The organism is Massilia sp. UYP32 (assembly GCF_050434365.1).
GTDB lineage: Bacteria > Pseudomonadota > Gammaproteobacteria > Burkholderiales > Burkholderiaceae_D > Telluria > Telluria timonae.
On sequence record NZ_JBNDIK010000018.1, the window covers coordinates 54,088 to 66,750 of the forward strand.

Annotated in this window: 14 protein-coding genes; 6 read left to right on the forward strand and 8 right to left on the reverse strand. The window is 68.3% G+C overall.

Annotation, left to right across the window (positions count from 1 at the left end; all coding sequences use genetic code 11):
* Positions 1-2 precede the first annotated feature (2 nt).
* Complete coding sequence (gene rsmI, locus ABIB42_RS15465) at positions 3-908, reverse strand: 16S rRNA (cytidine(1402)-2'-O)-methyltransferase (protein ID WP_005664275.1); 906 nt, start codon at positions 906-908, stop codon at positions 3-5.
* Positions 909-919: 11 nt separating this feature from the next.
* Between rsmI and ABIB42_RS15470 the strand changes: the two genes are divergently transcribed.
* From ABIB42_RS15470 to ABIB42_RS15490, 5 genes are all read left to right on the forward strand, one after another.
* The gene (locus ABIB42_RS15470; protein ID WP_005664274.1) at positions 920-2,260 is read left to right on the forward strand and encodes a penicillin-binding protein activator; all 1,341 of its coding nucleotides are present in this window, start codon (positions 920-922) and stop codon (positions 2,258-2,260) included.
* 1 nt (position 2,261) lies between these two features.
* Positions 2,262-2,621 (forward strand): YraN family protein, encoded by a 360-nt coding sequence (locus ABIB42_RS15475; RefSeq protein ID WP_005664273.1) that lies wholly within the window; start codon positions 2,262-2,264, stop codon positions 2,619-2,621.
* 56 nt (positions 2,622-2,677) lie between these two features.
* Complete coding sequence (locus ABIB42_RS15480; protein WP_005664272.1) at positions 2,678-3,274, forward strand: phosphoheptose isomerase; 597 nt, start codon at positions 2,678-2,680, stop codon at positions 3,272-3,274.
* Positions 3,267-3,911, forward strand: coding sequence for a BON domain-containing protein (locus ABIB42_RS15485; RefSeq protein WP_005664270.1), 645 nt, complete (start codon positions 3,267-3,269; stop codon positions 3,909-3,911). The genes ABIB42_RS15480 and ABIB42_RS15485 overlap by 8 nt, the downstream gene beginning before the upstream one ends.
* A 72-nt stretch (positions 3,912-3,983) precedes the next feature.
* The gene (locus ABIB42_RS15490) at positions 3,984-4,511 is read left to right on the forward strand and encodes a TlpA disulfide reductase family protein (RefSeq protein ID WP_005664269.1); all 528 of its coding nucleotides are present in this window, start codon (positions 3,984-3,986) and stop codon (positions 4,509-4,511) included.
* Positions 4,512-4,514: 3 nt separating this feature from the next.
* Here ABIB42_RS15490 and ABIB42_RS15495 read toward each other — a convergent pair whose 3' ends face one another.
* The 3 genes from ABIB42_RS15495 to ABIB42_RS15505 form a co-directional block, all read right to left on the reverse strand.
* Entirely contained in the window at positions 4,515-4,937 is a 423-nt protein-coding gene (locus ABIB42_RS15495) for a PaaI family thioesterase (protein WP_143054479.1), read from the reverse strand.
* 83 nt (positions 4,938-5,020) lie between these two features.
* Positions 5,021-7,036: a helicase-related protein gene (locus ABIB42_RS15500; protein ID WP_071361000.1), complete on the reverse strand. Its 2,016-nt coding sequence runs from the start codon at positions 7,034-7,036 to the stop codon at positions 5,021-5,023.
* A 62-nt stretch (positions 7,037-7,098) separates the two neighbouring features.
* Complete coding sequence (locus tag ABIB42_RS15505; protein ID WP_005664265.1) at positions 7,099-7,506, reverse strand: rhodanese-like domain-containing protein; 408 nt, start codon at positions 7,504-7,506, stop codon at positions 7,099-7,101.
* A gap of 90 nt (positions 7,507-7,596) precedes the next feature.
* On the opposite strand from ABIB42_RS15505, the gene ftrA reads away from it, so the two are divergent.
* Positions 7,597-8,589, forward strand: a complete 993-nt coding sequence (ftrA, locus tag ABIB42_RS15510; protein ID WP_429248615.1) for a transcriptional regulator FtrA — start codon at positions 7,597-7,599, stop codon at positions 8,587-8,589.
* Here ftrA and lipA read toward each other — a convergent pair.
* From lipA to ABIB42_RS15530, 4 genes are all read right to left on the reverse strand, one after another.
* Complete coding sequence (gene lipA / locus ABIB42_RS15515; RefSeq protein WP_071360997.1) at positions 8,586-9,578, reverse strand: lipoyl synthase; 993 nt, start codon at positions 9,576-9,578, stop codon at positions 8,586-8,588. The genes ftrA and lipA overlap by 4 nt on opposite strands.
* Positions 9,579-9,602: 24 nt before the next feature.
* Positions 9,603-10,298, reverse strand: coding sequence for a lipoyl(octanoyl) transferase LipB (gene lipB / locus ABIB42_RS15520; RefSeq protein WP_429248616.1), 696 nt, complete (start codon positions 10,296-10,298; stop codon positions 9,603-9,605).
* 118 nt (positions 10,299-10,416) lie between these two features.
* The gene (locus tag ABIB42_RS15525; protein WP_005664257.1) at positions 10,417-10,683 is read right to left on the reverse strand and encodes a DUF493 family protein; all 267 of its coding nucleotides are present in this window, start codon (positions 10,681-10,683) and stop codon (positions 10,417-10,419) included.
* 47 nt (positions 10,684-10,730) lie between these two features.
* Positions 10,731-12,647 carry a DUF6600 domain-containing protein gene (locus ABIB42_RS15530; protein ID WP_429248617.1) on the reverse strand — a complete coding sequence of 639 codons (1,917 nt, stop codon included), beginning with the start codon at positions 12,645-12,647 and terminating at the stop codon, positions 10,731-10,733.
* Positions 12,648-12,663: the final 16 nt, after the last annotated feature.

Here is a 12,663-nt window from a genome sequence, read left to right on the forward strand (position 1 = left end):
CGTCATTCACCCTTGATCTGCAGCGCACGCTCGTAGAGCGCATTCTTCTTGCGCCCCGTGATCTGCGCCGCCAGGTTCGCCGCCTGCTTCACGCTGCACTCGCTCAACAGGATCTGCAGCACGCGCTCGGCCTCGGCATCTTCGGCGTCCGTGGCCTCGACGGCGCCGGCCACCAGCACCACGAATTCGCCGCGCTCGCGGTGCTGGTCGGCCGTGACCCAGGCGCGCGCATCCTTCAGTTCGCAGCGGTGCACTTCCTCGAACATCTTGCTCAGCTCGCGGGCGAACACCACCTGCCGGGTCGGCTCGAAAGCCGCCGCCAGCGCCTCGACGCAATCGACGATGCGATGCGGCGCCTCATAGAACACCAGGGTCGAGGTCTCGCGCGCCAACGGCGCCAGCGCCGCCTCGCGGCCCTTGGCCTTGGCCGGCAGGAAGCCGACGAAGTGGAAGCGGTCGTTCACCAGGCCGCTGGCCGACAGCGCCGCGATCGCGGCCGAGGGACCCGGCAGCGGCACCACGTTCAGGCCCGCGCTGCGCACCGCATCGACGATGCGCGCGCCGGGATCGGACACGCCCGGCGTGCCGGCGTCGGACACCAGCGCCACGCGTTGTCCGGCGCGCAGGCGCTCGACGATTTTCTCGGCCACTTCGCGCTCGTTGTGCTGGTGCGCGGCGATGGTCGGCTGGGACAGGCCGAAGCGCTGCAGCAGCGCACCGGTCTTGCGCGTGTCCTCGCAGGCGACCACGTCGCTGAGGGCCAGCAGGTGTAAAGCACGCAGGGTGATGTCGGTGACGTTGCCGATCGGAGTAGCCACGACGTACAGCGTTGCGGTAGGATAGGACTGCTGGGCCGCCTCGCCCATGACGGGAAGTCGGGCGATGTCGATGGTCTGCTGATCTGTCATAAAGGGTTCCGATGCTGAAGAAAAAAAATCTACCGGGCTTGCTCGCGGCCGCCGTCATTACACTCTTGGCAGGCTGCGGCAGCACGCCGCTGCCTCCCGATACCGGTTGCGGCATGCCAGGCGGAGTGTGCGGTCCTGCGACGCCGGTGACGAATGCGCCGCCACCGGCGCCAGCTTACACGCCGCCGCCGCGCGAAGAAAGTGGCGTACAGACCAATCCGGTCGAACTGCCGCCGAGCGCCGGCGGCGGCCCGCGCGCCGCGGCGCCATCGTCGGCGCCGTACAGCGGCCCGGCCGTGCGCGTGGCGCTGCTGCTGCCGCTCGAGTCGCAGGCGCTGGCCCAGCCGGCCGAAGCGGTGCGCGCCGGCTTCATGGCCGCCCACGACCAGCAGCGCGAAGGCGTCACCGTCAACCTGGTGCCCACCGGCGACTCGACGCAGGCCGCGCTCGACGCCTATCGCGGCGCGGCCGAGCAGAACGATATCGTGGTCGGTCCGCTGGCGCGGTCCGCCGTGGCGGCCCTGGCCACCAGCGGCGCGGTCAACAAGCCGACCATCGCCCTGAACCACCCGCAAGTCAATTCCCCGCTGCCGCGCCAGATGCTCGTCATCGGCCTGTCGCTCGAAGACGAAGCGCGCCAGGTGGCCGAGTGGGCCGCGAGCGAGCAGCCGGTCGGCCAGGCCCTGGTGCTGACCGGCCGCGCCGCCTGGCAGCAACGCCTGTCGGGCGCCTTCAGCCAGCGCTGGGCCGAACTGGGCCGCATGCACGCGACGGTCGAACTGCCGGCCGAAGGCGGCTACGTCGACGGCAATGCGCTGGCCGAGCTGCGCGCCCGTTTGTCGGCCGAGCCGCCGCAGCTGGTGTATGCCGCCCTCGACGCCAACGGCCTGCGCCAGGTGCGCATGGCGATCGGCACCTCGCTGCCGACCTATGGCACCGCCTCGGTCAATCCGGGCCTCGACATGTCCAGCGTGCCGGCCGAACTGGTCGGCGTGCGCTTCCTCGACCTGCCCTGGACCGTACAGCCCGACCATCCGGCCGTCGCCGGCTATCCGCGCTGGAGCAATGGCGGCCAGGGGCTCGATCCGCAGCGCCTGTACGCGCTCGGCATCGACGCCTACCGCATCGCGCGCGAACTGGCGCAACGCCCCACCGGCGCGTTCGAACTCGATGGCGCCACCGGCCGCCTGTCGGTGAACGTCGGCCAGGGCGATCGCGCCTTCCGCCGCGTCGAGACCGGCGTCGTGGTGCGCGACAATGGCCCGACTGAAGAAATCCTCACCGACGATGCCGGCGGCGACAGCCTTCCGCGCCCGCGCCGCGTGTTCGAACCGGTCGCGACCGGTTTATGAAATGTGGCCCTTGCGCCTGTCCCGACGGCAGGCCCAGGGCCGGGAATGGGAACGCGCCGCCCTCGATTACTTAAAACACCATAAACTGTCCCGGGTCGAGGAGAATTTTCGCTGCAAGGGCGGCGAGATCGACCTGATCATGCGCGATGGCGCAACCCTGGTGTTCGTCGAGGTGCGCCAGCGCGCCGACCGCGCACACGGCGGCGCCGCCGCCAGCATCACCCCTGCCAAGATCCACCGCCTGGTCTGTGCGGCGCAAGTCTATCTGTTGCGTTTTCCCGTCACTCCTCCCTGCCGTTTCGACCTGGTCGCCATCGATGGCGAGCATATCGAATGGTTGCGGAACATCATTGAAGTGTAAGCAATTTTTACTGCGCTTGCTCAGGTGGGGTTGCCGCTGCACTATAATCCTCGGCTATGAATACTCAACGCATCCTCGCTCACTTCCAGGAGAGCGCCGACCTGAAGATGAAGTCGGCCGCCACCCTGGCTCCTTCCATTTCGGCGGCGGTAGAACTCATGTTCAGCGCCCTCTCCAACGGCAACAAGATCCTGGCCTGCGGCAACGGCGGTTCGGCCGCCGACTGCCAGCACTTCGCGGCCGAGCTGGTCGGCCGTTTCGAGCGCGAGCGCTTCCCGCTGCCGGCGATCGCCCTGACCACCGACACCTCGATCCTGACCGCGGTCGGCAACGACTACAGCTTCAAGGAGATCTTCTCGAAGCAGGTGCAGGCATTCGGCCAGGCGGGCGACATCCTGCTGGCGATTTCGACCTCGGGCAACTCGGCCAACGTGCTGGCCGCGGTCGAGGCGGCCCTGGAGCGCGAGATGCGCATCGTGGCCTTCACCGGCAAGGACGGCGGCCAGTTGGGCAAGCTGCTGACCGACGCCGACGTGCACATCAACGTCCAGCATGCGCGCACCGCGCGCATCCAGGAAGTCCACCTGTGCGCCATTCACTGCATCTGCGACGGCATCGACGTCGCGCTGTTCGGAGGAGACGAGAATGCGTAACACCCGCCGGCCCATGGCCGCGCTATTGACCAAAGTCGTGCTGGGCACCGCCCTGGCGGCATCGCTGTCGGGCTGCTTCGGCCTGATCGTCGGCGCCGGCGTGGCCGGCGCCGTGTCCACGGTCGACCGCCGCACGCTGGGCGCCCAGACCGAGGACAAGTCGATCACGGTCAAGGCCGAGCTGGAAATGCGCAAAGTCACCGGCGATGCCGGCAACGTCAACGTCACCAGCTTCAACCGCCGCGTGCTGCTGACCGGCGAAGTGCGCGACGAAGCCATGAAGCAGGCGGCCGAGCGCGAAGTGCGCAAGATCGCCAACGTGGTGTCGGTCATCAACGAGCTGGCGGTCTCCGGTTCGTCGAGCTACACCTCGCGCTCGAACGACGCGCTGATCACCACCAAGGTCAAGACCAGCCTGGTCGACATGAAGACCGTGTCGGCGATCTCGTTCAAGGTCACCACCGAACGCGGCGTGGTCTACCTGATGGGCCTCGTCACTCCGCGCGAAGGCAATATCGCCGCCGATGTCGCCAAGGGCGTCTCGGGCGTCACCCGCGTGGTGAAGATCTTTGAATACATCAACGAAGAAGATCCGCGCGTGCGGCAGAACAGCCCGGCGCAGGCTTCGCTGGATTAAACAAGGCCTTCATCAGCCCACCAGAAGCGGCAGGACTATAATGGTCCTGCCGTTTTTTCATATCGACCGACCATGACCGCTCCCACGCATTCATCCGCTACCCGTTCCTGGTTCAAGCCCGCCGCCATCGGCGCCGTGGTGCTCGCCCTGGCCGGCATCGGCTACGCCTCGTTCAGCAGCACCACGCAGGCGCCCGACGTCACCTTCATCAGCATCGCCGGAGAAAAGATCAGCACCCAATCCTTGCGCGGCAAGGTCGTGATGGTCAACTTCTGGGCCACTTCCTGCGTCACCTGCGTCAAGGAGATGCCGGACATGGTCGCGACCTACAACAAGTACAAGGACCAGGGCCTGGAATTCGTCGCGGTCGCGATGCAGTACGACCGCCCCGACTACGTGCTGAACTTCACCGAGCAGCGCAAGCTGCCGTTCAAGGTGGCGCTGGATTCGGCCGGCGACATCGCGCGCCAGTTCGGCGACGTCACCCTGACCCCGACCACCTTCCTGATCGACAAAGAGGGCCGCATCCTCAAGACCTATGTGGGCGAGCCGGACTTCGCGGCCGTCCACAAGCTGATCGAGAAGGAACTGGCCGGCTGAGGCTCAGGCTTTCGGATACAGGATCATCTGGGTGCAGCGGAACAGGGCGATGGTCTTGCCGCTGGCCTGGTCCGTGACGGTGGCGTCCCACACCTGCGTGGTGCGGCCCAGGTGCACCGCGGTGGCGGTGCAGGCCAAGGTGCCTTCGCGCGCGGTGCCCAGGTGGTTCGATTTCAGTTCGATGGTGGTGAAATTCTGGGCGCCTTCCGGCAGGTTGCTGACGCAGCCATAGCCGGCGCAGGTGTCGGCCAGGGTGACCACGCTGCCGGCGTGCAGGTAGCCATTGGGCGCCAGCAGCTGCGGCTCGACCTTCATCTCGGCGGACAGCTTGCCGGGGCTGACGTCAGTGATGCGGATGCCCAGGTGGCCAGGGAGGAACTTGGCGCCGAACTCGTTGAAGGCTTCCGGGGTGTACTTGGTATTCACGTGTGTCTCGATGTTGTTGTAAAAAACGGCATCGTACACCGGGATCGTTCCACCGGGTCGAGTGATGCTTCTACTCGGCCGGCTCAACGGCGCTTGGCGCCACCCTGTCGTCCGCCCTGCTTGCCTCCCTGCTTGCTCCCCTGGCGCCTGCGCGCCGCCGAATTCTGCTGCTGCAGCATCGCGTCGACCCGCTCCGACGCCTCGCGCGCCAGCTCCTGGGCCAGCTCGATGCTCGGGAAGTATTCCGGCTCGCGGTAGCCCAGCCAGGCATAGGCCGAATACACGCGGCAGGTGTCCTCGACCTCTTGCAGGTTCATGTAGAACAGGTGCTGCGGATTCGGGTTCGGCTGCAGCTTGACCACCTTCTTCTTGGCCAGCGACAGCGCCCAGTGTTCCCAGGCGCTTTGCAGCACCGGCACGCGGCTCGAGATCGGCACCAGCGACAGCATGAATTTTTCCGCCACCGACAAGGGCAGCGTGTCGAGCCATTCGGCGCGCTCGTTCTGCTCCTCGGTGATGCGCGGGTAGAAGAAGCCGTCCGGCACGTCGATATTGTGCACGAAGCGTTTCAGGAGCTTGACCAGCGAGGTCTCGCCGGTCACCGCCGCGATGCGGTGCAGCTGCTCGAGCGACGGCGCGACTGCGAAGCCGGTGGCGGCCACCGGCGGGATCTTTTCCTTCATCAGCGCGCGCATCACCTGGTGGGTGTCGTCGTCGTAGCCGGCGACGAAGCCCTCCTCGTGCACGCCGTAGCGCCCTGCCCGGCCCGCGATCTGCTTGGCCAGCGCCGCCGGGATCTCTTCTTCCTCATAGCCGTTGTACTTGACCGTGGTGGTCATCACGATGCGCGCGATCGGCATGTTCAGGCCCATCGCCAGCGCGTCGGTGCCGACCACGATGTCGGCCTGCCCTTCGCGGAAGCGCTCGGCCTGGGCCCGGCGCACCTCGGGCGACAGGTTGCCGTAGACCGTCGCCACCGACAGGCCCTTCTCGGTGATCATGTCGCGCCACATCAAGACCTCGCGCCGCGAAAAGCAGATCACGGCGTCGCCGCGGCGCAGGTTCGACAGCTTGCGCACGCTGGACGGCTCCATCGACAATGGCCCCATGCGCTTGAGCACATGGACTTCGAGCGGCACTTCCAGGCGCTCGGCCAGCGCCTCGATCGCGCGCCGCGCTTCCGGCGCGCCGACCAGGTACACGACGTTCGCCGGCGCTCCGACCACGGCGGTGGTCCAGGCCGCGCCGCGGTCGCGGTCGGCCAGCATCTGGATCTCGTCGATCACCGCGACTTCCACCGGTGTCTTGGTGTCGAGCATCTCGACCGTGCTGGCGACGTGTGTCGCGCCTTCTTCGAGGCGCCGTTCCTCGCCGGTGATCAGGCTGACCTTGATCGGCTCGCCGTGCGGACGCGCGGCCTGCAGGCGCTCGTAGTTTTCCAGCGCCAGCAGGCGCAGCGGCGCCAGATACACGCCGCTGCCGGCCTTGGCGAGCGCTTCCATCGCGCGGTGGGTCTTGCCCGAGTTGGTGGGCCCCAGCAGGGCGATGAACTTGCGCTGCATGCGGCTGGCCACCTCGAACGAGCGCGGATACTCGGCCAGGTTGATGCTTTCCTTGGTGCGCGCCGCATGGCGCTCTTCCTCTTCGCGCTCGACCGCGTGGGTCAGGCGCTGCGAGATGCGCTGGAACACGTACTCGGCCGGCTCCGACGTTTCCAGCTCGTCGAGCACGTCGAGAAACAGCATCGGGTCCCAGCCGAACTGGTCGGCATCCTCGGCGATGTCGCGCACGAATTCCTCGGCTTCGAGGTGCAGGCGCTGCAGGTCTTTCTGGTCGGTGCGTTCTTCGATCAGCTCGCGCCGCGCCAGCAAGTCCATCTTGCGCCACTTGCTCGGCTTGGCCAGCACGCCGCGCGCCGGCACCAGGCGGTAGGGCACGCGCAGGCCTTCGTACTGCACCTCGCCGGAAAAGCGCAGGAACACGCGGCCTTCGAGCTTGACCAGCTCGATGCCGCGCGCGGCCAGGCCGAGTTCGCGCTCGAGGAAGGCGTCGTCGTTCTCGAGGTTGTCGGAAGAAAGATTGTCGTGGTGGTTGCTCATGAGTGAATGCGTCAGAATCGCTTGCCGCCACTATAGCGCGTAAGCGACCGACGCATTGTCCGTCAGGCGCCCCCGTCTTTCACGAGCGCATAGCCTTCATCGACCCAGCCCCTGACGCCGCCGATCATCAGCTTGACCGGCCGCCCCAGCCCCGCCAGGCGCGCGGCGCCGCGGTGCGCGCCATTGCAATGCGGGCCGGCGCAGTAGACGACGAACAGCGTGTCCATCGGATAATCGCGCAGCTTGACCTCGACCAGCTTCGCGTGCGGCATGTTCAGGGCGCCCGGCACGTGGCCGGCCGCGTACAGCGCGGGACCGCGCACGTCGAACAGGACGAAGTCGGGGTGGCCGCCCTCGAAGGCCGCATGCACGTCGGCGCAGTCGGTCTCGTATTCGAACGCCGCGCTGAAATGCGCCAGCGCCCTGTCGCTCGGCGCCGCCGGAACCGCGGAAACGGGTGAAGTCATCATGGTTGCTCCTCGTTGAAAGAGCCTGCAGTGTGGCAGCGAACGAGGGGCCGGGGCAGGTGGCGGGACGACAGAAACTGGTAACATCGCGCCATGCCCCACCATGTCGCCATCCTCGTCTACGACGGCCTGTGCACCTTCGAATTCGGCTGCGCGGTGGAGCTGTTCGCCCTCGAGCGGCCAGAGCTCGGCGTGCCCTGGTACACGCATGCGGTGTGCGCCCTAGACCCCGGCCCGCTGCGCGCGATGGGCGGCTTGAGCGTCGTCGCGCCGCACGGCCTGGAGGCGCTCGACGCCGCCGACACGATCGTCATTCCCGGCTGGCGCGACGCGGCGGAGCCGCCGCCGCCAAGCCTGGTCGACGCGCTGCGCCGCGCCCAAGCCCGCGGCGCGCGGCTGTGCGCGATCTGTTCCGGCAGCTTCGTGCTGGCCCATGCCGGCCTGCTGGACGGCCGCAGGGCGACCACCCACTGGCGCTATCTCGAGCGGCTCGCGGCGGACTTCCCGCAAGTAGAAGTGGAGCAGGGCGTGCTGTACGTGCAGGACGGCCGCATCGTGACGTCGGCCGGTTCCGCCGCCGGTCTGGACATGCTGCTGCACGTGGTGCGCAGCGACTTCGGCGCCGAGCTGGCGAGCCGCGTGGCGCAGCGCCTGGTGATCCCGGCCCACCGCGACGGCGACCAGGCCCAGCTCGTGGCGCGCCCGCTGCCGCCGGGCGAGCGCAACGCGATCGCGCAGCTGATGGATTGGGTAAGAGAAAACGTGCGGGCGGGGCACACGGTGGAGTCGATGGCGGCCCGGGCGCGAATGGGCACGCGCACCTTCCAGCGCCGCTTCAAGGACGTCACCGGCGTGACGCCGCTGGCCTGGCTGGTGCGCGAGCGGGTCGCGCTGGCGGAAAGGATACTGGAGACGCGCCCAAGCCTGTCCATCGACGCCGTCGCCGACCTCGCCGGCCTGGGGTCGGCCGAATCGCTGCGGCGGCACTTCAGGAACCATGGCCTGCCGCCGCCGGCACGCTGTCGCCGGCTGGGCAGGGCGGCTGCCGGGGCAGCCGAAGTGGCCGGGCTGGCCGGGCTGGCTTAGGCGGCGACGCCCGCCTCGTGCGCCTGCTGGTCGGCGTGGTACGACGAGCGCACCATTGCGCCCACGGCCGCGTGCACGAAGCCCATTTCATAGGCTTTTTCTTCGAACATCTTGAAGACATCGGGATGCACGTAGCGGCGCACCGGCAGGTGCGAGTTGGTCGGCGCCAGGTACTGGCCGATGGTGAGCATGTCGATGTCGTGCTCGCGCATGTCGCGCATGACTTCCAGGATCTCTTCGTCGGTCTCGCCCAGGCCGACCATCAGGCCCGACTTGGTGACCGCGCTCGGGTACATCTTCTTGAAGTCGCGCAGCAGCACCAGCGAGTGCTTGTAGTCGGCGCCCGGACGCGCTTCCTTGTACAGGCGCGGCACGGTTTCCAGGTTGTGGTTCATCACGTCCGGCAGGCCGTCGGCGAAGATGTTCAATGCTTTTTCGAGGCGGCCGCGGAAATCGGGCACCAGCACTTCGATCTTGGTGTTCGGCGACAGCGCGCGGGTCTTCTGGATGCACTCGACGAAGTGGCCGGCGCCGCCGTCGCGCAGGTCGTCGCGGTCGACCGAGGTGATCACGACGTAGGACAGGCGCAGGTCGGCGATGGTCTTGGCCAGGTTGCCCGGCTCATTCACATCCAGCGGATCCGGGCGGCCGTGGCCGACGTCGCAGAACGGGCAGCGGCGGGTGCACTTGTCGCCCATGATCATGAAGGTCGCGGTGCCCTTGCCGAAGCATTCGCCGATGTTCGGGCAGCTGGCTTCCTCGCACACCGTCACCAGCTTGTTGGCGCGCAGGATGTCCTTGATTTCGTAGAAGCGCGACGAGGCGGTGGCGGCCTTGACGCGGATCCAGTCCGGCTTTTTCAGGCGCTCGACGTCCGCGATCGGCACGATCTTGATCGGGATGCGCGACGTCTTGCTGGCGCCTTTCTGCTTTTCGCTGGCGTTGTAGGCGGATGCGGAGGCGATGCCGGTGTCGATTTCGGAAGTCATTTGGCTCGTTGCCCCAGAAGGGCGTCAGTTGGTTTGTTCGGTTGGGACCGTGTCTGGCACGGGCGACTGGCCGAGATGCCCGGTCAGGGCCCTGGCCAGCGCCTGCTGGACATCGGCCAGCGGCGCCTCGACGCCCATGGTGCGCATGTCGACCGTGGCCAGTCCCGAATAGCCGCACGGGTTGATCCAGGTGAACGGGGCCAGGTCCATGCCCACGTTCAGCGATACGCCGTGATAGGTGCAGCCGTTGCCGCGCACCTTGAGGCCGAGCGCGGCGATCTTGGCGCCCTTGCGCGGGCCCTCGGCGATATAGATGCCGGGCGCGCCGGCGATGCGCTCACCGGCCAGATTATACGCCCCTAATACATCGATGACCGCCTGTTCGATTTTTTCCACGAACTGGCGCGCATACAGCTTGCCGCCCGGCTTGTTGCGGCGCAAGTCCATCAACAGGTAGATCACGACCTGGCCGGGGCCGTGGTACGTGACCTCGCCGCCGCGGTCGGTCTGGACCACCGGGACGCCGTGCGGCGCCAGCACGTGGCCCGGATCGGCGCCCAGGCCCAGCGTGAACACGGGCGGGTGCTCGACGATCCACAGTTCGTCCCGGGTCTCGGGCGTGCGCGCGTCGGTGAAGGCGCGCATGGCGGCGAAGGTGGGTTCGTAGTCGGCGCGGCCGAGTTCACGGACGAGCGGCGCGGCGGGGTGGATCGAAGACATGGAATCGGGGGCGAGGCATCGGGCCATAGTATGGACAGCCCTGTCATTATAAGCCAGCACGATGGGGCGTGCCTGCCGAACAGGCAGCCTGCCCCGTTGACGAGATGGCAAGCCGCCCTTACAGGACCATCTTGACCATCGGGTGGGTCGACAGGGTGCGGTACACCTCGTCCAGCATCTCGCGGCTGGTGGCGGTGACGGTGACGGTCAGGCCGGTGTAGTTGCCCTTGGCCGAAGGACGGGTTTCCAGCTTGCCTTCATGGAAAGTCGGATCCAGCTGGGTCACCAGCGCGACGATGGTGGGAGCGAAATCGATATGGGTCGCGCCCATCACCTTGATCGGGAATTCGCTCGGGTATTCGATGAGGGATTCTTTCGGGTCCATGACTAATCCTGTGTAAATGCGCATTGTAGCCAATGCCGGCGTTTTCCTCAGCGTTCCTGAATTTGCCGGCCGCGCGCATCCGTATGGGCGCGCTGCTCGCCGCCGCCGCGCGGGGTGAAGGCCGGCGCGGACGGTTGCGGGCGCGGCGCGGGCGGGGCGACCATCTGCGGCGGCGGGGCGGGCCGTGGCGGCGGCGCGGCAACCATGTGCGGCGGCGGACGCACGTCGGGCCGCGGCATCGGTCGCGGTTCGGGGCGAGCAAACGCCGGCGCCGTAGTGGGCGCCATGGCCGGCGGGCGCTGCTGCTGCAGTTGCTGGCCGCGTTCGGCCCGCTCGCGCATGCGTTCGCGCTGCTCGCGTTCGCGCTCGGCGTGGCGCCCGAAACTCATGCGGTCGGCCTGCATGCGGTTGTCCAGGTCGCGCTGCATGCGGTCGCGCTCTTCCTGCTGGCGCACGACGCGCTCCTGCTGCTGCAAGCGTTCGCGCGACAGGCGCTCGTTGCTCTCGCGCTGGCGCGCCATCGGGTCCGTCTCGAGGCGGCCGCGATCCTGCACGAAGCCGTCGCGCGTCACCTGGCCGGTCTCCAGGCGCTGGCGCACCTCGCGCCGCTCGAGCAGGTCGCGCCGTTCGTTGTTCCCACGGTTCCAGTCGGCGCGCGCCACCAGCGGCGGCGGCGGGGCGCTGCCCGGTCCGCGCGGCAGCGCGAAGTTCGCGCGGTCGGGGCGCGGCGCGCGCGGCACGACCACCGGCCCGCGACCGCCGAAGTGCTCGCGCGGCACCACGGTCAGGCCCTGGTGTCCCGGCCGCTGCTGGGCCGCGCGGCGGGTGGCGTGGCGCCAGTCGTTCAGGCGCCGCAGGCGCTCGCTGGACAGGCGGTAGCCGGGCACGTAGCGGTCGTAGGGGCTGAGCGGATACCAGCCATGCGCGTGCAGGTCGTGCGAGGCGAAGCCGACGCTCCAGTTGCCGCCGCCGACCCAGCCGACCAGCGCCGGCGACCATACCGGCCGCCGCTCGAGACGGCCCGGGGCCCAGGCCCAACGGTTGCGCACCTGCACCCAGCGGCCGTAGTGGAAGGGCGCATAGCCCCATGGCGCATTGTCGACCCAGGTCCAGCCCCACGGCGCGATATAGCTCCACTGGCCGTCACGGTAGGGCGTCCAGTCGGATGCCACCACGGTGGGCGTCCACAGGCTGCCGTAGTCGGAGTGGGTGCTCCAGCTGCCGTAGCGGTCGAGCTCTTCGTAGCCGGTCATCTCGGTGCCGATGTGGCGCGACGACTGCCCGGCCACCAGCGCCTGGTCGCGCGTGAGGGCCCAGTCGTCGAATTCGTCGCGCCGCGCCTGGCGCGTGCTCACGTCCTCGTCGCGTACCTCGGCGCTGCGGCCGGCGCGCACGGTGAGGCTGGCGCCGGCGCCGTCGACCTGGGCCTCGCCATCGAGCACGCTCACCAGGCTGGTGTCGGGCACGCGGTCGGCGTCCACGCGCAGGCGGCCCGGCTGGGTCAGGCGCACGGTCGCCTGGGCCGTGCGCAGTTCGAACTCGGGCGCCACCTCGCTGTTCATGACGCGGATGCTGGCGCTGCCGAAGTGCAGGCGCAGGCGCAGGCGGTCGTCGTCCAGTTCGGTGAACTCGAGCGAGCTGTCGCCGTCCAGGCGGATCGAGGTGGAGCCGATGCGGATCTCGGTGCGGGCGCCGGGCGAAGTCGTGACGAGGTTGCGCGTGGTGACCGGCCAGTTGACCACGGCGGCGGCGCTCTCGGCGCCGACGTCACCGCCGATCTCGACCTGGCCCTGGACCAGGGAAACGCGGCCCACCCGGCCCGGCGGCTCGGTTTCCATGACGCCGTTGCCGGTCGCTTCGACCTGCCCTGGCGGATCGGTCTGCAGCACGGTCTGCGCGGACGCGCAGGTGGAAATCGCAGCCAGGGCGAGCAGGGCGGCGGTATGGACGAGGCGATGGGTCATGATATGCTCCAGGATG